At 62.2% G+C, this 18,840-nt stretch carries 15 protein-coding genes; 13 read left to right on the top strand and 2 right to left on the bottom strand.

The annotated features are described in order from the left end of the window. The first annotated feature begins 19 nt into the window (after positions 1-19). From priA to D3F01_RS01370, 9 genes are read left to right on the top strand one after another with little or no spacing between them, the layout of a single operon-like run. The gene (gene priA, locus D3F01_RS01410) at positions 20-2,281 is read left to right on the top strand and encodes a primosomal protein N' (protein WP_242885655.1); all 2,262 of its coding nucleotides are present in this window, start codon (positions 20-22) and stop codon (positions 2,279-2,281) included. A gap of 30 nt (positions 2,282-2,311) precedes the next feature. Beyond that, positions 2,312-2,848 carry a peptide deformylase gene (gene def / locus D3F01_RS01405; RefSeq protein WP_242885654.1) on the top strand — a complete coding sequence of 179 codons (537 nt, stop codon included), beginning with the start codon at positions 2,312-2,314 and terminating at the stop codon, positions 2,846-2,848. Beyond that, positions 2,848-3,768, top strand: coding sequence for a methionyl-tRNA formyltransferase (gene fmt / locus D3F01_RS01400; RefSeq protein ID WP_242885653.1), 921 nt, complete (start codon positions 2,848-2,850; stop codon positions 3,766-3,768). The genes def and fmt overlap by 1 nt, the downstream gene beginning before the upstream one ends. After that, on the top strand, positions 3,768-5,090 hold the full coding sequence (rsmB, locus tag D3F01_RS01395) for a 16S rRNA (cytosine(967)-C(5))-methyltransferase RsmB (RefSeq protein ID WP_242885652.1): 1,323 nt from the start codon (positions 3,768-3,770) through the stop codon (positions 5,088-5,090). Before fmt ends, rsmB begins: the two co-directional genes overlap by 1 nt. A 39-nt stretch (positions 5,091-5,129) precedes the next feature. Beyond that, a complete protein-coding gene (gene rlmN / locus D3F01_RS01390) occupies positions 5,130-6,170 on the top strand; it encodes a 23S rRNA (adenine(2503)-C(2))-methyltransferase RlmN (protein WP_005932700.1) in 1,041 nt (346 codons plus the stop codon). Between the two features lie 19 nt (positions 6,171-6,189). Further along, a complete protein-coding gene (locus tag D3F01_RS01385; RefSeq protein ID WP_097770787.1) occupies positions 6,190-6,939 on the top strand; it encodes a Stp1/IreP family PP2C-type Ser/Thr phosphatase in 750 nt (249 codons plus the stop codon). Next, positions 6,932-8,788: a Stk1 family PASTA domain-containing Ser/Thr kinase gene (pknB, locus tag D3F01_RS01380; RefSeq protein WP_242885651.1), complete on the top strand. Its 1,857-nt coding sequence runs from the start codon at positions 6,932-6,934 to the stop codon at positions 8,786-8,788. The genes D3F01_RS01385 and pknB overlap by 8 nt, the downstream gene beginning before the upstream one ends. 11 nt (positions 8,789-8,799) lie before the next feature. Then, complete coding sequence (gene rsgA, locus D3F01_RS01375) at positions 8,800-9,678, top strand: ribosome small subunit-dependent GTPase A (protein WP_035394041.1); 879 nt, start codon at positions 8,800-8,802, stop codon at positions 9,676-9,678. Next, positions 9,678-10,337, top strand: a complete 660-nt coding sequence (locus tag D3F01_RS01370; protein WP_154276281.1) for a thiamine diphosphokinase — start codon at positions 9,678-9,680, stop codon at positions 10,335-10,337. The genes rsgA and D3F01_RS01370 overlap by 1 nt, the downstream gene beginning before the upstream one ends. A 187-nt stretch (positions 10,338-10,524) precedes the next feature. On the opposite strand, the gene D3F01_RS01365 is transcribed toward D3F01_RS01370, so the two are convergent. Beyond that, positions 10,525-12,087, bottom strand: coding sequence for an ABC transporter substrate-binding protein (locus tag D3F01_RS01365; RefSeq protein ID WP_242885649.1), 1,563 nt, complete (start codon positions 12,085-12,087; stop codon positions 10,525-10,527). A gap of 204 nt (positions 12,088-12,291) precedes the next feature. On the opposite strand from D3F01_RS01365, the gene murD reads away from it, so the two are divergent. The 4 genes from murD (at position 12,292) to D3F01_RS01345 (ending at position 17,220) form a co-directional block, all read left to right on the top strand. Further along, positions 12,292-13,695, top strand: coding sequence for a UDP-N-acetylmuramoyl-L-alanine--D-glutamate ligase (murD, locus tag D3F01_RS01360; protein WP_005932707.1), 1,404 nt, complete (start codon positions 12,292-12,294; stop codon positions 13,693-13,695). After that, positions 13,692-14,453 (top strand): GNAT family N-acetyltransferase, encoded by a 762-nt coding sequence (locus tag D3F01_RS01355; RefSeq protein ID WP_242885647.1) that lies wholly within the window; start codon positions 13,692-13,694, stop codon positions 14,451-14,453. Before murD ends, D3F01_RS01355 begins: the two co-directional genes overlap by 4 nt. A 160-nt stretch (positions 14,454-14,613) precedes the next feature. Further along, positions 14,614-15,876, top strand: a complete 1,263-nt coding sequence (locus D3F01_RS01350) for a methionine gamma-lyase family protein (protein WP_005932709.1) — start codon at positions 14,614-14,616, stop codon at positions 15,874-15,876. Positions 15,877-15,903: 27 nt separating this feature from the next. After that, positions 15,904-17,220, top strand: a complete 1,317-nt coding sequence (locus tag D3F01_RS01345) for a C1 family peptidase (RefSeq protein ID WP_242885645.1) — start codon at positions 15,904-15,906, stop codon at positions 17,218-17,220. 53 nt (positions 17,221-17,273) lie between these two features. Here D3F01_RS01345 and D3F01_RS01340 read toward each other — a convergent pair whose 3' ends face one another. Further along, positions 17,274-18,812, bottom strand: coding sequence for a HAMP domain-containing sensor histidine kinase (locus D3F01_RS01340; RefSeq protein ID WP_242885643.1), 1,539 nt, complete (start codon positions 18,810-18,812; stop codon positions 17,274-17,276). Positions 18,813-18,840 lie beyond the last annotated feature (28 nt).

Genomic DNA, 18,840 nt, shown 5'->3' with positions numbered 1-18,840 from the left:
CTTTGAAGGAGCTGCCTGAATGCCAAAAACGGTAGGCGTTGCAGTGAGCAACGCGACCTTTCATTTCGACAAACTCTATACCTATGCCGTCATGCCCGACCAGCAGGATACCGTCCGGCTGGGCAGCATGGTGCTGGTGCCCTTCGGGCGGGGGAGCCGTGCCCGGATGGGCGTGGTGCTGGCCTGCGATGCCGAACCGGAGAGCGCAAAGCTCAAGTTCCTGTTCGATGTTGCCCCGGCCTCTGCCTGCCTCACCCCGGAGCTGCTGCGGCTGGTGCACTTTTTGAAGGAGCGCACCTTCTGCACCTACTACGAGGCCGTCAAGGCGGTTATTCCCTACGGCGCGCAGTACAAGCCCACCGTGGCGGAGGACGGCGTGACCCCGGTGCTTCAAAAGCAGCTCGTCCGCCACACGGAAAATGCCTACAAGCTGGTGGGCACGCTGCCTCCAAAGCCCAGGCCGACCGCCAAGCAGCTGGCCGCAGTGGCCCTGCTGGCCGGAGGTGAGCGCACCCTGTCTGCATTGGAGGAAAAGGGCATCAGCCGGGCGGTGCTGGACAACCTCTGCGCCAAGGGCGTGCTGGAATGCAGCAAGGTGAACAAATCCATCGACCTGTATTCTTCCATCCCGCTGAAAAACGAGCCCATCCTTCTCACGGAGGAGCAGCAGGCCGCCTATAACGCGCTGCTGCCCGGGCTGGAGGATGCTGCCCCGCACTCGGCGCTGCTCTACGGCGTGACCGGCAGCGGCAAAACGCTGGTGTTCCTGAAGCTCATCGAGCACTGTCTGCAGATGGGCCGCCGGGCGCTGGTGCTGGTGCCTGAGATCAGCCTGACCCCTCAGATGATCCTGCGGCTGAAAAGCCAATTTGGCAAGCGGGTGGCCGTGCAGCATTCCGCCCTCAACCATACCGAGCGCCTGCTCCAATGGCAGATGATCCAGGACGGCGGTGCGGATATCGTGGTGGGCACCCGCAGCGCGATCTTCTCCCCGCTGGAAAACATCGGCCTTGTCATCATTGATGAGGAGCAGGAGCACACCTACCGCTCCGAATCTGCGCCCCGCTACTCGGCCCACGAGGTGGCCCGGCAGCGCGCGGCGGAGAACGGGGCCCTGCTCCTGCTGGCCAGCGCCACCCCCAGCACCGAGAGCTATTATGCCGCCCAGCATGGCCGCACCCAGCTGGTGCGCCTGACCAAACGCTATGGCGGCAACCCGCTGCCCAAAGTCCAGATCGTGGATATGCGGGCCGAGCTTGCCTCCGGCAACCCCCGGGAGATCAGCCTTGCCATGGAGGATGCCATCCGGCACAACCTTGAGGCAGGCAAGCAGACCATCCTGCTGCTCAACCGCCGGGGCTACCAGACCGTGGCTCAGTGCGAGGACTGCCGCGAGGTGCTCAAATGCCAGAAGTGCAGCGTGCCCATGGTCTACCACAAATCGGCCCACAAGCTGCTCTGCCATTACTGCGGCAGCCAGCTGGATCCGCCCCCTGCCAGATGCCCCGCCTGCGGCGGCAAACTGCAGTACCGGGGGTTTGGCACCCAGAAGGCCGAGGAGGAATTGGCAAAGCTCTTTCCGGAGGCCCGCGTCCTGCGGATGGATCAAGATACCACCGCCGCCAAGGATGCCCATGAAAAGCTGCTGGCAAAGTTTGCCCGGCATGAATATGACATCATGGTGGGCACCCAGATGGTGGCCAAGGGGCTGGATTTCGAGGATGTGACGCTGGTGGGCGTGCTGGGCATCGATTCGCTCCTGTTCGCCCAGGGCTTCCGGGCCTATGAGACCGTGTTCAGCCTCGTCACGCAGGTGGTGGGCCGGAGCGGCCGGGCAAAAGACCCCGGCTTTGCCATCATCCAGACCACCGACCCGGACAACCCGGTGCTCAACCTTGCCGCCGCGCAGGACTACGACGCGTTCTTCGAGCAGGAGATCGCCTACCGGAAGCTGGGGCTTTATCCGCCCTTTTGCGGGCTCTGCGTTGTGGGCTTTGCCGGGCCAAAGGAGAGCGAGGTGGCCCGGGCTTCCGCCCGCTTTGCGGCCCTGCTGGGCCGGCAGGCGGCCAAACAGCCCGACCTGCCCCTGCGGGTGCTGGGCCCCACCCCCGGCAGCATTGAAAAGATCAACGATTCCTACCGCTATAAACTCACTGTCAAGTGCCGCAACGACCGCCGTTTCCGGGACCTCATCCGGGAAACGCTGACCCTCTACGAGCAGGAAAAGCTGCCCGGCAAGGCCACCGTTGTGGTCGATCTGCACTCGGACGGGGATATCTGATACAACACAATAAATTTTGGAGGTACCACTATGGCTATCCGCAATATCGTAAAAGAGGGCGACCCCATCCTGAACAAGGTCTGCCGCCCCGTGACCAACTTTGACGACCGCCTTGCCACCCTGCTGGATGACATGCGGGAGACGATGATCGCCGCCGACGGCGTGGGTCTGGCAGGTCCTCAGGTGGGCATGCTGCGCCGCGTGTTCGTGGTGTGGGACACCACCGATGCCCCCGAGGAGATCCCCGAGGATTATGAGTACAAGTTCATCGACTTCGTCAACCCCGAGATCCTGGCTGTTTCTGAGGAGGAGGAGACCGCCTACGAGGGCTGCCTGTCCTTCCCCGGTCACAACGGTGCCGTGACCCGTCCCGCTGCCGTCAAGGTGCGTGCGCAGGACCGCAACGGCAACTGGTTTGAGCTGGAGGCCGAGGGCCTGCTGGCCCGCTGCATCCAGCACGAGAACGACCATCTGGACGGCATTACCATCATGGAGTCCAGCGAGTATTTCTACGAGGACACCGAGGAGGGCAAAAAGGCTGCCCGTGAAGCGAAAGGAAACAACTGATGCGCATTCTGTTCATGGGAACCCCGGATATCGCCGCGGAGTGCCTGAAGGCCCTGTATGCTGCCGGTCACGAGATCTGCGGCGTGTACACCCGGCGGGATAAGCCGGTGGGCCGCAAGCAGGTGCTCACCGCGCCCCCGGTCAAGGAAGTTGCTCTGGAGCATGGGACCCCCGTGTTCCAGCCCCGTACCCTGCGGGACGGCAGCGAGGATGCCAACATCCGGGCGCTGGCCCCTGACCTCATCGTGGTGGTGGCCTACGGCTGCATCCTGCCCAAGTCCGTGCTGGAAGCTCCGAAGCATGGCTGCATCAACCTGCATGTGTCCCTGCTGCCCAAGTACCGCGGCAGCGCCCCCGTGCAGTGGGCTGTTCTGAACGGCGACACCGAGACCGGCGTTTCCATCATGCAGATGGACGAGGGGCTGGACACCGGCGATGTGCTGGTCTGCGAGAAGATCGCCATCGGCCCGGAGGAGACCAGCGGTGAGTTGTTTGACCGGGTCACCGCCGTAGGTGCCCGCGTCCTCTGTGAGGCGGTGCCCGCCCTGGAAGCCGGCACCCTCAGGCCCCAGCCCCAGCAGCATGAGAACGCCACCCTGGCCCCCATGCTGGACAAGGAGCTGGCGGAGTTCAGGCTGACCGATACTGCCGCGCACATCCACAACTGGGTGCGCGGCATGAACCCCTGGCCCATGGCCTGGTTCGTGACCGCAGGCGGCAAAAAGGTCAAGGTGACCGAGTGCCGCGTGGCCGCTTCCAACGGTGAGGCTCCCGGCACGGTGCTTTCCACAAAGCCCCTGACGGTGGCCTGTGCCGATGGTGCGGTCCAGCTGCTCCATGTGGTGCCTGAGGGCAAAAAGCCGATGGATGGCACCTCCTTTGCAGCCGGTCTGCGCCTCAAAGCGGGGGATACCCTCTGATGGCGGCCAATCCACGGGCAGCGGCAGTGGCTGCACTGGTCCGGCAGGAGCAGGACGGCTTCTCAAACCTTGTGCTGGATGCCGAACTCCGCCGCCAGAAGCTGGAGGGCCGGGATAAGGCCTTTGCCGGTGCCATCTTCTACACTGTGCTGGAACATCAGGGCACGCTGGATTTCATTCTGGAGCAGTTCCTGCCCAAGGGCCTTGCCAGGCTGGACCCGCAGGTGCGCGAGATCCTGCGGGCTGCGCTGGCGCAGGCCCGCTATATGCAGGTGCCGGTGTCGGCGGCGGTGAACGAGGCCGTCAAGCTGACCCGCACCTTCAAAAAGGCGAGTGCGTCCGGGCTGGTCAATGCCGTTCTGCGCAAGGCCTGCAATTATGATCTGGAAACTGCCCGCTTCCGGAACGAGACCCAGCGCCTCATGGTGCTGGGCTCTGCGGGGCAGGATGTGGCGGAGTTTCTGCGTACCCATTACCCCGAGGAAGCGCTGGGCATCCTGACCCACACCGCCGACGGCGGCTGCACCAGCCTGCGGGCCAACTGCCTGAAAATGGATGCCGCGGCCCTCTGTGAAAAACTGCTGGAAAGCGGCGTGAAGAGCGCACAGCCCGGCCTTGTGCCCGGCAGTGTGCTGGCAAAGTTCGAGGGCAGCCCGGCGGAGCACCCGCTCTTCAAGGAGGGCTGTTTTCATGTGGAGGGGCAGGCCAGCCAACTGGCAGCCCTCTGTGTGGAGGCAAAGCCCGGCGATACCGTGATCGACCTCTGCGCGGCACCCGGCGGCAAAACGCTGCTGCTGGCCGAGGAAATGCAGGGGCAGGGCGCACTGTACAGCTGCGATGTGGCAGAGCACCGGGTCGGGCTCATCCGGAGCGCTGTGGAACGGATGGGCTTTGCCCATGTCACCGCTCTCTGCAATGATGCCACCCGCCCCAACCCAAAGCTGCCCGCCGCAGAACGCATTCTGGTGGATGCCCCCTGCAGCGGCCTGGGCATTCTGGCAAAAAAGCCGGATATCCGCTATAAGACGCTGGAAAAAGCACGCCACGATGAATTATTGGACACCCAGTCGTCCATTCTGGACACAGCAGCTGCTCTGCTGAAAGCGGGCGGGCGGCTGGTTTACTCCACCTGTACCATCGACCCCGCTGAGAACGAGGAGCAGGTGGCGGCATTCCTTGCCCGCCACCCGGAGTTCCGGGTGGTCCGGCCCGCTGTGGCGTTCCCTGACGGAATGACAGTGGGGGAGCACGGGGCGCTCTCGGTGCCCACCCGCACCGGGATGGACGGCTTTTTCCTCTGCGCCATGCAGAAAACCCAATGAACCCGCCGTCCGGTTCGTATTGATTCATAGGAGAATACCATGGAACAAAAACGCTGTATCTCTTCCCTGACGCTGGCCGAGCTGACCGCTGCGCTGAAAGCCATGGGTCAGCCGGGCTTCCGGGCAAAGCAGATCTTCCACTGGGTGCACCAGAAGCTGGTCACCGAGTTTTCTGCCATGACCGACCAGCCCAAGACCCTGCTGGCAAAGCTGGAAGAGCAGTTTTACATTGCTGCCCCCAAGATCGAGCGCCGGCAGGAAGCCAAGGACGGCACCGTGAAATATCTGCTGCGGATGGCCGACGGCAACTGCATCGAGACCGTTGTCATGCGCTACCACTACGGCAACACGGTCTGCGTCTCCACCCAGGTGGGCTGCCGGATGGGCTGCCGCTTCTGCGCCTCCACCCAGGCAGGCCGGGTGCGCAACCTGGAAGCCGGTGAGATCTGCTCTGAGATCTATACCGCCCAGAAGGACATCGGGGAGCGCATCTCCCACATCGTCCTCATGGGCATCGGGGAGCCGCTGGATAATTTTGACGAGGTCATGCGCTTCCTTGAGAACATCTCCTCCCCGGAGGGGGTGAACATCGGAATGCGCAACATCAGCCTTTCCACCTGCGGTCTGGTGCCCAAGATCGACCAGCTGGCCGAGAAAAAGCTGCAGCTGACCCTTTCGGTCTCCCTGCACGCCCCCAACAACGAGATCCGCAGCGGCATGATGCCGGTCAATGATGCCTACCCCGTGGAGGTGCTGATGCCCGCCGTCCGCCGCTATCAGGAGACCACGGGCCGCCGGGTCAGCTTTGAGTATTCGATGGTGCGCGGTGTCAATGATTCCGATGCCTGTGCCAGACAGCTGGCCGACCTCATCCGGGGCATGGGTGCTCATGTGAACCTCATTCCCATCAACCCGGTGGACGGAAGCCCCTACTCGGCTACCGATGCCGCCAATGTCCAGCGCTTCCAGAAAAAGCTGGAGAGCCTGGGGGTCAACGCCACGGTACGCCGCCGTCTTGGCAGCGAGATCAGCGCCGCCTGCGGCCAGCTGCGCCGGGACGAAATGAATGGTAAGGCGTAAATCGCAAGAGGAGAAGCCTATGAAACTAGCAGGAAAAACGGATGTGGGCCGCGTCCGGCAGGAAAATCAGGATGATTACCGTGCCGGGGAGCTGCCTGGCGGTGCTGTCTGGGCACTGGTGTGTGATGGCATGGGCGGAGCCAAAGGCGGCCGCGAGGCCTCACAGGGGGCCTGCAATGTCATCGAGCAGGTGTTTCAGGAGCAGTACGCCCAGTGCGGAGCAGGGCAGGAGGGAGCTTTTTTGAAAAAGGCCCTCATCAGTGCCAACCGCTATGTGTTCAACAAAGCCGCCCACGAGGAATCGCTGGCCGGTATGGGAACCACGGCGGTCTGCGCCCTGGTGCGGGGCGGGGAAGCCACCCTCTGCCACGCGGGCGATTCCCGCGCCTACCTCTGCCGGGGCGGTAAACTGACCCAGCTCACCCACGACCACTCCTATGTGCAGGAGCTGGTGGACTGCGGCACCATCACGGAGGAGGAGGCCGAGCATCATCCCCAGAAGAACATCATCACCAGGGCGCTGGGCGTGGATTACCGGCTGGAGCCGGAGGTCACCTCGGTGCAGCTGCAGGCAAAGGATCTGCTGCTGCTCTGCTCGGACGGCCTGACCAACATGGTTCCGGTGGAGCAGATGGAGCAGCTGCTGGCGCAGGGCCCGTTCTACGATCTGCCCGATCGGCTGGTGGATGCCGCCAACGAGAACGGCGGCTCCGACAACATCACCGCCCTGCTGCTGGCTGTGGAACCTACGGAGGTGCACCATGGATAACCTGATCGGCAAAACGCTGGACGGCCTGTACACGGTGCGGGAGCTCATCGGCACCGGCGGCATGGCCAATGTCTACAAGGCCGTTGTGGGGCCGGGCGGCCCGGTGCCGGAGGGCACGGTCGTGGCCGTCAAGGTGCTGCGGCAGGAGCTCATGCACGACCCCGACCTTGTGCGCCGCTTCAAGAACGAGTCCAAGGCCATCTCGCTGCTCAACCACCCCAACATCGTCAAGGTGTATGATGTCTCGGTGAGCGACCATCTGCAGTATATCGTCATGGAATATGTGGACGGCATGACTCTGCGCGAGTATCTGAACGAGCGGGGCGGCAAGCTGACCAGCCGGGAGACCGTCCATTTTATCTCTCAGATCCTGAAAGCGCTGGATCATGCCCACCGCAACGGCGTGGTGCACCGGGACATCAAGCCCCAGAACATCATGCTGCTGGACAACGGCCAGCTGCGGATGATGGATTTTGGCATTGCCCGCATCTCCCGGGCCGAGAACCAGCTCTCGGGCGGCAAGGCCATGGGCAGCGTCCACTATATCAGCCCGGAGCAGGCCAAGGGCGATGAGACCGACTTCACCAGCGACCTCTATTCGGTGGGCGTGATGATGTACGAGATGCTCTCAGGGCATCTGCCCTTCGATGCCGATGACGTGGTGGAGGTGGCCATCAAGCAGATCTCGGATCAGCCCAGGAACCTGCGGGAACTGGCTCCCTGGGTGCCGGTGGGGCTGGTGGAGATCACCGAGCGCGCCATGGCAAAGCGGCCCGAAAACCGTTATAAAAGCGCCGCTGAGATGCTGGAAGCCCTCAACGCCTATGTAGAGAACCCGGCCATCGTGTTCAACTACACCTATCTCCCCGATGAAATTCCTGAAAAGGTGGTGGAACCCCCTATGCCCAGAAAAGAATCCCGTCCGGAGCGCGGCAGTGCTCCGGCAAAAGGCAGAAAAAAGAAAAAGCGCACCGTGTTCCTGCCGGTGCTGTTCGGCATCACCGTGGCCTTTGCACTGGCCTGCGCGGCCCTGTGCTGGATGATCCTGAATGATTCCAGCTCCCTGATGGGGGAAAAGGCCGATGTGGTGCTGGCAGATTACAGCGGCATGACCCAGGATGAGGTCAACGCTTCCCAGCAGGTGGCATCCGGCCAGATCGTCATCAACTGGGAGCAGGCCTACAGCAACGATTACGCCGCCGGTTACGTCTACCGGCAGTCCCCGGTGGCGGGCCGTACCGTCCGCGAGGGCCAGAGCGTGACCCTGACCGTCAGCCTGGGCATCCAGTATGTCACCGTGCCGGATGTCTCCAACTATGTGCAGGCAGATGGTGAGCAGCAGCTCAAGGATCTGGGGGTCTCTGTTTTGATCACCCAGGCGGTGGAACCCAGCGTGGCCGCAGGCTCCATCATCCGCACCGAACCTGCTGCGGGCAGTCAGGTGGCTGCAGGCTCCACAGTGGTGGTTTATGTCAGCCGCCCGCAGGTCAACACCACGGCCAAGGTGCCTGCCCTGACCGGCCTCAAGAGTGTGGACGATGCCCGCTCCGTGCTGGTGCAGAACAAGCTGGGCCTTGGCAGCACCACCGAGCAGTACAGCGACCAGCCCGCCGGTACCATCATCGGCCAGAGCCCGGCGGCAGGATCTACCGTCAAGGTGAACAGCCGTGTCAGCATTACCGTGAGCGCAGGCCCCGAGCCGGTGCCTGAGACCCCGGCTGAACAGCCGGGCAGCTCCTCCAGCGATTGGTGGAGCGGCCTGATCGGGGGCAGCTCTTCCAGCAGCGGCGATTCTTCCAGCAGTGAGGGCACCGGCCTGGGCGACTGGTGGAGCGCGCTGCTGTCCTGAGGGAGGAACGGATGAAGGGATATATCGTAAAAGGAATTGGCGGATTTTACTACGTCAAGACCGAAGAGGGTGTGATCGAGTGCAAGCCCCGGGGCATCTTCCGCAAACAGAAGATCACCCCCGTGGCGGGCGATGAGGTGACGCTGGAGACCGAGAACGGCGCGGCAGTCATTGCCGAGATCGCACCCCGCAAAAACGTGTTTGTCCGGCCGCCTGTGGCCAATCTGGATGTGCTGTTCCTTGTGGCCAGCACCACCCAGCCCACCCCCAGCACACTGGTGCTGGACAAGCTCTCGGCCATCGCCGTGGACAAGGGGGTGCAGCCCGTCATCGTCTGCACCAAGGCTGACCTTGGCGAGGTGGAGTTCCTGCGCAGCGCCTATGAAAGATCCACTCTGCCCTTCATTGCCATCCGCTACGACAGCGGGGAAGGGCTGGACGAGGTCAGGCAGTGGATCAGCGGGCGGCTCTGCGCCTTCTGCGGCAACTCCGGTGTAGGCAAATCGACCCTGCTCAACACCCTGCTGCCTCAGGCCGAGCGGGAGACCAGTGCCATCAGCCAGAAGCTGGGGCGCGGCCGCCACACCACCCGCGAGGTGACCATCTTTGAGGCCTTTGGAGGCCGTATTGCGGATACCCCCGGCTTTGCCAGCCTGGAAGCCAACCGCGCCGGGTTCATCCCCAAGGAGAATCTGGAGCACGCCTTCCCGGAGTTCGGGCCCTACCTTGGGCAGTGTCAGTTCACCGGCTGCTCCCACCGCACGGAAAAGGGCTGTGCCATCCGTGCCGCTCTGGCCGAGGGAAAACTCTCCCAGACCCGGTACGACAGCTACTGTGCCATGTATGAGGAAGTCAAGGATGTCAAGGACTGGCAGAGGAGGGGAATGTGATGCGCTGCGTGATCCTCTCGGCCTGCCCGGTCTCGCCGGAGCTGAAGCGTCTGCTCCGCCCCGATGACTTCATCATCGCCTGTGATGCAGGCTACCGCAACTGCGCGCCGCTGGGCTGCAAGCCCAATATCATCCTGGGAGATTTCGATACCGCGCCCTGTCCGGTGCAGCAGAACGACGATATCATCGTCCTGCCTCACGTCAAGGACGACACCGACACCGAATATGCCGCTAAGCTTGCCAGTGAGAAGGGCTTTACTGAGGTGCTTCTTCTGGGGGCGCTGGGCGGCAGGCGGATCGAGCATACCCTCTCGAATCTTGCCACCGGCCTTGGGCTGGAAGAACGGGGGGTGCGGGCAACGCTTCAGGATGAGCGCAGCCGCGTCACCTTTGTCCGCTCCGGCGAGACCCGCGCCTACCCGAAGGAGGAATTTTTCTACTTCTCCGCTTTCCCCATGGAGGGCAGGGCGGAGGGCGTGTGTGAGCGCGGTTCCTATTATGAGCTCACCGACGATGTGCTGGTGGCCGGTTATCCGCTGGGAGTCAGCAATGAGTATGCCGAAGGCTCAGACTGCATCACCATCTCCACCCGCAAGGGGGCGCTGGTGGTCGTGGAAACGGTGCCGGATACACCGATCCTGACCGGGAACAAGGCCTGAGCCGCACACTTTGCCGTTCTGCCGCTTATATTGTGGTATCACACCACGAAAGGCGGGAGAGCGATGCAGGTGGTCGTTATCAAAAGCCCGAAGTGTCTGCGCGGCGTTCTGCGCAGGCTGTTCGGCATTAAAAAGGGATAAGAAAAATACCGGGGCAGGCAGCTGCTCCGGTATTTTTTGTGGCACATCATTCTTTTGTGGTATAGGTCAGATCCAGCACCGGGCCAAAGGGGTCAAAGATGAGGTTCTGGATGCCGGGTGCGATCAGCAGGCGCTTCTGCTGGGCAAACAGAGGGACCGCCACGGCATTGCTGAGCAGCTGGCGCTCACAATCGCCCAGCAGGCGGCAGCGGGAGCTTCCGGTGGCCTGGGTGCTGGCCTGCAGCTGGGTGGCATACAGGGAATCTGCATAGCCGGTCAGGCCGCCGCCCGCTGCGGTGAACTGGTTCAGCATGTTGTACACACTGCCGCCCTCGGCGCTGATGGGGGCCAAGGCGATGGTGTAGTCCCCCTCGGCCAGCCGTTTCGCAAAGGTCTCCTCGTCCACCTCCTCTACGGAGAAGAAGAGGGAAAACTCCTTTTGCCACACGCCGTTGATCTCCTCGGCGGCGCTGGTCACGCCGGAACCGGCGGGCACCATCAGGCTGACCTTGTTGAAGTCGGAGGTGGTCAGCGTCTGCCGCGCCGTGAGGTAGAGCGCCCGGGCATCCACCGCGGCGGGAGTCACATCCCCGGCGGTATCCCGGTAGTTCATGCCGTCCACAGTCAGGCCGTCCGGTACCAGACCGTTGGCGGCGGCATAGAGCCCGCCGTCCGGCACCTCGGCTGCACCCCGCGCGGCGGAGGCCAGTGCCTGCCGCAGCTCGGTGGAAGCAAACACGCTGCTGCAGTTGAACAGCAGGCTCCATGTGGTATCGGAGTAGGAGAGGGAAGTCAGGGTGGTGGGCGCGGCGGTGTCGTCCGGGGCGGCAGAGCACTTCTCGTTGGCAATCAGCTCTGCGGCGGACTGCCCGGCGCTGTTGGTGTTCTGCACCAGCCGCAGGCTGTCGATGAGGCTGCCCGAGGGGGCACGCCGCAGGAACAAGCCGCTGGCTGTCCAGTTGTAGATATAGAAGCTGCCGCTGGAAAGGGTGGACGAGGCATTCAGACCGTAGGTGCCCCGGGTGGAATTGAAAAATTCCTCATCGCAGGGCATGGCACCGGGCAGGGTGAGCTTCTCGAGGAAGTTGTCATCGGCACTGCTCAGGTGGAACACCAGTGTCAGCGGCCCGGAGGCCGTGACTCCCAGCGCGCTCTCGGGCATCTGCCCGGCCAGCACGGCGGCGCTGTTTTCAAGGGCCGCAAACTCCACCGCGTAGGGGGAGTTGGTCTCCGCCCGGAACAAGCGCCGGAAAGCGAACACAAAATCCTCGGCGGTGATGGCGTAGTCGGTGGCGTTGCCCTTGGCGGCGGTGTAAGTCAGGCCGTCCTTGAGGTAGAAGGTGTAGGTGAGGCCATCGGAGGACTTCTCCCACCGTTCGCAGAGGGCAGGCTCATATTTGCCGCTGGGATCTTTGCGGACAAGGCCGCTGTACAGGTTCTCGCAGGCGATGACATCCGCAGAAGCCGAGGCCACCTGCGGGTCAAGGTTGGCCGGGATGCTGTCCACGAACCAGGTGAAGCTGTTGGAGCCCGAACCACAGCCGGTCAGGGCAAAAACAAACGCAATGGTCAGCACCACTGCGGAAAAGCGGATCAGGGAATGTTTCAAGAAAATGCGCTCCTTGTAAGATGATACAACTAAAGTATAGCGGAAACGGTCGGAAAAGACAATCGACATTTTGTGAATTCAGATAGGATTTCGGTGCATCCGGGGCCAGAACAAGGTTTGGCGTTGCCAATTGGCTGGAAAAGGTGTAAAATGGAGCAGTGAATCAATTTCAGCCTGAATTTTCATAGAGGAGGTTCTTTCCTTATGCAGAAAGATCAGCAGAAGCTTGCAGAACTTATCCGGGGCAAAAAGGTGGCGTTCATCGGTGCCGGTGTCAGCCACAAGACCCTTATCAAGGAGTTTGTGGAGCTGGGGGCCCATGTGACCCTGTGCGACCAGAAAAAGAGCGTGGAGGAGTTTGGCGATTATGCCGCTACCATCCGGGAACTGGGCATTGACCTGAGCCTGGGCGAACACTATCTGGACGGCTTCAAGGGCCAGGATATCATCATGCGCACCCCCGGCTTTGTGGGCTACTTTGAAAAGCCCCTGCAGGATGCCATGGCGGCGGGCACCATGGTCACCAGCGAGGTCGAGCTTTTCTTCGATTTCTGCCCCTGCGAGATCGTGGCCGTGACCGGCTCTGACGGCAAGACCACCACCACCACCCTCATCTCCAAGTTCTATGAGGCCGCAGGCCGCAAGGTGCATCTGGGCGGCAACATCGGTGCGGCCCTGCTGCCCATGCTGCCTGAGGTCCGGCCGGAGGATGTGGCTGTGGTGGAGCTGTCCAGCTTCCAGCTCATCAGCATGCACCAGAGCCCGAAGATCGCGGTGGTGACCAACGTCACCCCCAACCACCTCGATCACCATAAGGATATGCAGGAGTACATCGACGCAAAACGCAACATCCTGCTCTACCAGAACCCGCCCTGCCGTGCCGTGCTGGGCTACGAGAATGAGATCAGCCGCTCCATGCAGAAGGACTGCAAGGGTAGGCAGGTCTGGTTCACCCGCCTGCACGATACCGACAACGGTGCATTCCTGCGCAAAGAGGACAACATGCTCTGCATGGCCGAGGACGGCGTGGTAACGCCCTTCCTGGCCCAGAAGGACATCAAGCTGCGGGGCCTGCACAATATCGAGAATCTGCTGGCCGCTGCCGCCGCAGTCTGGGGAGAGGTGCCCGTAGAGGCCATCCAGAAGGTGGGCAGCACTTTTACCGGCGTGGAGCACCGCATTGAGCCGGTGCGCACGCTGGACGGCGTGCTCTACTACAACGATTCCATCGGCACCAGCCCCACCCGCACCATTGCGGGCCTGCGCAGCTTTGACCAGAAGGTCATCCTTATTGCGGGCGGCTACGATAAGCACATCCCCTATGAGCCGCTGGCTCCCGAGATCGTGGCCCACGTCAAGGATCTGGTGCTGATGGGTGCCACCGGCCCCCGCATTGAAAAGGCTCTGCGGGAAGACCCTGGCTTCAACGAGGCCGCACTGCCCATCCAGCATGCGGACAATATGCAGCACGCCGTGGAGCTGGCCCGTGCCGCCGCAAAGCCCGGCGATATCATCATCCTGTCTCCCGCCAGCGCCTCCTTCGACCTCTACCCCAACTTTGAGGTGCGCGGCCGCGAGTTCAAGAACATCGTCAACGCACTGAAATGATCACGCAGGTCAGAACGCCTCGCCAGAGGCAGCGGTTCCGCAGCGCCTGCCGCGGAAAGCTCTGCCTTGGGGTCACGATGCCGCAGGCGCTGGCGCTCTTCGGCAAAAGCCAGCCGGGCCGGTTCTTCGCCGGGCCAACGCTGGCGCTGGATGTGGGCGGCAGCACCGCCTGGCTGGCGGGCCACGCCAACCCGGACGAACTGGCCAGCTTCCTGCATTTCTGCGGCTGTAAGGCGGTTGTCCTGGACGAAGCCGAGTGCCCGCCGCCCACCGGCTGGGCCCGGGTAAAGTCCCTTTTTGTCTTTGGCCTGGCGCCCGGAAAGCAGCTGCCGGAACCCGCTGTGGAAGAAACGCTCTGGGCCTCCCTGCATTTTGACCCGGAGCCCCCGGCGGGCCCCGTTGCACAGATGCTGTTTCCGGACCGCCCCACGCGGCGGGATGATTTTTACTCTGAGCTCTGCTCAAAGCGCGCCCGCGGCAGGGCTGTGGTCTGGGCTCTGGAGCAGGGAGGGGAGCTTGCCTGCACCGTGGGCGCTTACGCCATTGGAACGGAGCAGGCTTACATGGCCTGCGGCGAGACTGCGGAGCCATTGCGGGGGCGCGGCATCGGCGGGCGGCTTATCGTCCGGCTGGCCAACACCCTCTCGGCGCAGGGCCTGCAGCCCCTTTTCCTCTGCTCCCCGGAACGGGTGCACTTTTACACCCGCCTCGGCTTTGAAAAGCTGGGAGAGTATGCCCGGTACGAAGCCACAGTCTGACACGGCGGGAGTTTCTCTGAGGACCGTCCGCTGGGGTGGGACCCTGTTGCCGCAGGCAATAGGGCGGGCGATGGAATGGCCCGTTTCGTGTCCGAGGAGAAAGCTGCCGACGGGTCATCATAGCATAAACTTACAAAAAGATTAAGGAACCAAAATGTCAATGCTGAACCACTTTTTTGATTACAAACCCGAAGTCCTGGCGCTGGACGAAAAAGCCATGGAGCTCTGCCAGCCCTATTTCCGTCACATGGAGGAGATCCGGGACTACAACCAGCTGAAAATGCTCAAGGCCTTTGCCGATACCCAGATGTCCTCCACCGATATGCTGGGCACCACCGGCTACGGCCTGTGGGATACCGGCCGCGCCAAGCTTGAGCAGATCTTTGCCGAGGTGATGGGCGCGGAGGATGCCCTTGTGCGCAGTCAGTTCCAGAGCGGCACCCATACGCTGGCGGTGGCCCTGTTCGGCCTGCTGCGGGCAGGGGATACCCTGCTGGCTGCCACCGGCCGCCCCTACGATACGCTGGAGGGCGTGATCGGTCTGGACGGCAAGGGCAAGGGCACCGGCACCCTGATGGACTACGGTATCCGGTACGACGAAGCCCCCCTCAAGGCCGATTTCACCCCGGATTACGCGCTGATCGCTCAAAAGGCCCCGGGGGCAAAGGTCTGCCATATCCAGCGCAGCCGCGGCTACCTGCAGCGCAATGCCTTTGATCTGGATACCATTCAGAAGATCGCCGACACGGCCCGTGCCGCCAACCCCGAGATCATCATCTTTGTGGACAACTGCTATGGTGAGTTCACCCAGATGAAGGAGCCCTGCCAGGCCGGTGCTGACCTTGTGGTGGGCAGCCTCATCAAGAACCCGGGCGGCGGCATCGCCCCCACCGGCGGCTATATCGCAGGCCGGAAGGATCTGGTGGAGCTGTGTGCCTACCGCCTGAACGCCCCCGGTCTGGGCAAGGAGCTGGGCTGTACACTGGAAACGCCCCGTGATATGTATCTTGGTTTCTACTATGCCCCCGGCGTGGTGTGTGAGGCTATCAAGACCGCCATCTATGCCCAGTGCCTGCTGGAGCTGGTGGGCAAAAAGCCCATCCCGCGCTACTGCGAGGACCACAACGATATCGTGACCTGCTTCGATGCCGATACCGCCGATGCCCTCATCGGCTTCTGCCGCGGCATTCAGGCCGCCAGCCCCGTGGACAGCTATGCCGCACCGGAACCCTCTCCGGAGCCGGGCTATACCGATGAGGTCATCATGGCAAGCGGCAGCTTTACCCAGGGCAGCACCATCGAGCTCTCCTGCGACGGCCCCCTGCGTGAGCCTTACACCTGCTACCTGCAGGGCGGCCTGAACTTTGCCGCAAGCCGTGCCGGTGTCCTGCTGGCCGTGCAGAATGCTTATTTCAAGGATTGATCTTTTCAGAAAGAAAGCGTGAATCAAATGAATCGTGTTACTCCCATTGATGCCCGGATGCTGGAACGCTTTGAGCAGGGCTATGCTGCCCGCCCGGAGCTGAATGTGATGTCCAATGCAGTTTCCCGCACGGCTCTGCCGGACGCGGCCTTTGTGCCCGCCGCCGCTGCCAAGCTGCGGATGGACTTCTCTGTGCTGGTCAAGACAAATAACATCACCAACCAGAAGCAGAGCGGCCGCTGCTGGATGTTCTCCACCCTGAACGTCCTGCGCCAGCGGGTGATCGCCAAGTGTGATCTGGAGGATTTCTCCTTCTCTCCCACCTATCTGGCGTTCTACGATAAGCTGGAAAAGGCAAATCTCTTCCTTGAGAACATCCTCCACTTTGCGGATCAGGACCTGACCGACCGTGAGACCTACACCCTGCTGGGCAACCCGCTGCCCGACGGCGGCCAGTGGGATATGGCCATCAGCCTGATCAAAAAGTACGGCGTGGTGCCCTCCTGGGTCATGCCGGAGACAGTCCACTCCACCGGCACGGCCAAGTATCTGCCCATCCTGAACCGCAAGCTGCGGGAGGATGCGCTGGAACTGCGGGCCATGGCAAAAGAGGGAAAGGACACGGCCGCCCGCCGCGAGGAGATGCTGGCGGAGATCTACAACGCCCTGTGCATCCTCTACGGCCAGCCTCCCAGGAGCTTTGACTTTGAGTATACCGACAAGGATGAGCACTACCACTGCGACCGGAACCTGACCCCGCACACCTTCCTGGAGAAGTATGTGGGCAATGATTTTGATGATTATGTCGTCATCATCTCCTCGCCCATCCATGCGCTGAACCGCACCTACTGCCAGCCCTTTATGGGGGACGTGGTGGAGGAAAATATGTTCTGGCTCAACCTCTCGCAGGAGGAGCTGGAGGATCTGACCATCCGTCAGCTGCAGGCAGGGGAGGGGGTCATGTTCAGCTGCGACTGCCACCCTGACGGCGACCGCGCCAACGGTTACTGGGATCCCGACTGCTTCCAGTACGGCGAGGTGCTGGGCGGCCTGACCTTTGGCATGACCAAAGCCGAGCGGCTGCTCACCCGTGAAAGCACCATGAACCATTGCATGATGTTCTGCGGTGTCAATCTGGACGAGAACGGCAAGGCTGACCGCTGGAAGATCGAGAACAGCTGGGGCGATGCCTCCGGCCAGAAGGGCTATTACATCGGCAGCGAGAAGTGGTTCAAGGCCAATGTCTACCAGATCACGGTCCGCAAGAGCCTGCTGAGCGATGCCCAGCGCGCCCTGCTGGATCAGGAGCCCCTGCCCATGAAGCTGTGGGATCCGCTGGCTTAAATTCAATAAGATGCTATAAAGAAATCCCCCGCCTATGGCGGGGGATTTCTCTGTTAAGCAGATAATAGAGGGAGCTTTAATGTGAAGCAGCTGCCTTTGCCTACTTCACTTTCCAATAGGATTTCTCCGTGGTGCAGGTGGGCTAGCTCCTGCGCAATGGTCAGTCCCAGACCTGTGGAGTCGTGCTTGGAAGAGGTGGTGGTGTGGAAATACCGGTCAAATACGGCGGCCTGATCCTCCGGCGCAATGCCGCAGCCCGTGTCCCGGACGCTCACCAGAGCAGCACCGGCCTCCACCCGGCTGTTGACGGTGATGCTCCCTCCTGCAGGGGTGTAGTGAATGGCATTTGTTAACAGGTTCTGCAGGATCTGCTGCAGCCGGATCTGGTCGCCCCACACCGGCAGCTCCGAAGCCGGGGGAGCCTGAAGCACCACGCCCTTCTTCTCAGCCTCCTCCCGGCAGCTGTCACAGACCGCAGCGATGACCTCCCCCAGAGATACCCGGTCCTCGTTGAGCATCACCTGCTTCTGCTCCAGCTTTGCAGCCAGAAACAGATCCTCCGTCAGGCGGCGGAGAAAGGCCGTCCGCTGCTGCAGGGCCGGCAGCAGGGCCGGCAGGGCCTCCGGTGCAGCCTCCAGTGTGTCCAGTCCACTGCTGACCGCAAACAGGGGACTGCGCAGGTCGTGGAAAATGTTCAGCATCATGCTTTTCCGGGCCTCGGTCTCCTCCGTCAGGGCCTTTGTCCGCTGAATGACCCGGGCATCCAGCTCCCGGGCCAGCTGCTCCGCCCGGTCAAATTGCAGGGCATACCGGCGGCAGACGTAGGCCATGCAGCCCAGAGTAAAAGGCGCATCGTAGATCCGGGCACACCGGAACAGGTAGAAAAACACGCTCTCCTGAAAAAACGGCACGTGCATGCCCGGCAGGACCACCCATACCCGGAAACCAATGGTGATGGCACAGGGAAATAACATCAGCAGGGCAGCGTCGGAGCCCCGGGCATACATTGCCATCAGGATGCCCAGACAGTAGCCCATGCCCAAAAGCAGCCCCACCGCTCGTACACGGCTGAGGGGAACCAGCGTCAGAACAAGATACCCCAGCGTCAGAAGCAGGGAATGGAGCCGCTGCCCGTGGGACACCGGCACAGCCCCTGTCAGGGCGGCACACAGCAGAATACCTGCCAGAACCGTGACGGTAAAGAATCCCCGGCGGAAAAAGACGCTCCAGCCGGAACTTCCCACCGGAGCCAGAATGATCACCAGAGCCCAGAGGGTCAGCACCGTCAGATACAGCAGAAAATACCCCAGTTCCTTCTGAGGCTTGTATCGGTACAGGGCCAGCACCACCGCCCCCAGAGTGCAGAATACCGCTATGGCCATCCACTGCAGCACCGTGCGGAAGGTCAGGGCAGCCACTCCTTTTTCCGGGAACAGGGCAGCCCATGCCATCAATTGGCCTTCGGTGTCCATGCCGGGGACCCCAAAATCCGCCAGCGTCGGCAGCCGCTGGTTGAACCAGATCCCTGCCAACCCAATGGTCAGTGCCAGTGCCCCGGCAGCAGCCGGAAGCAGAAATCGCTTTTTTATCATAAAAAGACCTCCTGCAAAAACTTTGGAG

The sequence above is a fragment of the Faecalibacterium sp. BCRC 81149 genome (genome assembly GCF_022750605.1).
GTDB classification, from domain to species: domain Bacteria; phylum Bacillota; class Clostridia; order Oscillospirales; family Ruminococcaceae; genus Faecalibacterium; species Faecalibacterium duncaniae.
Note: the sequence above shows the minus strand (reverse complement) of the source record. Positions and strands in the feature narration are given on the sequence as shown.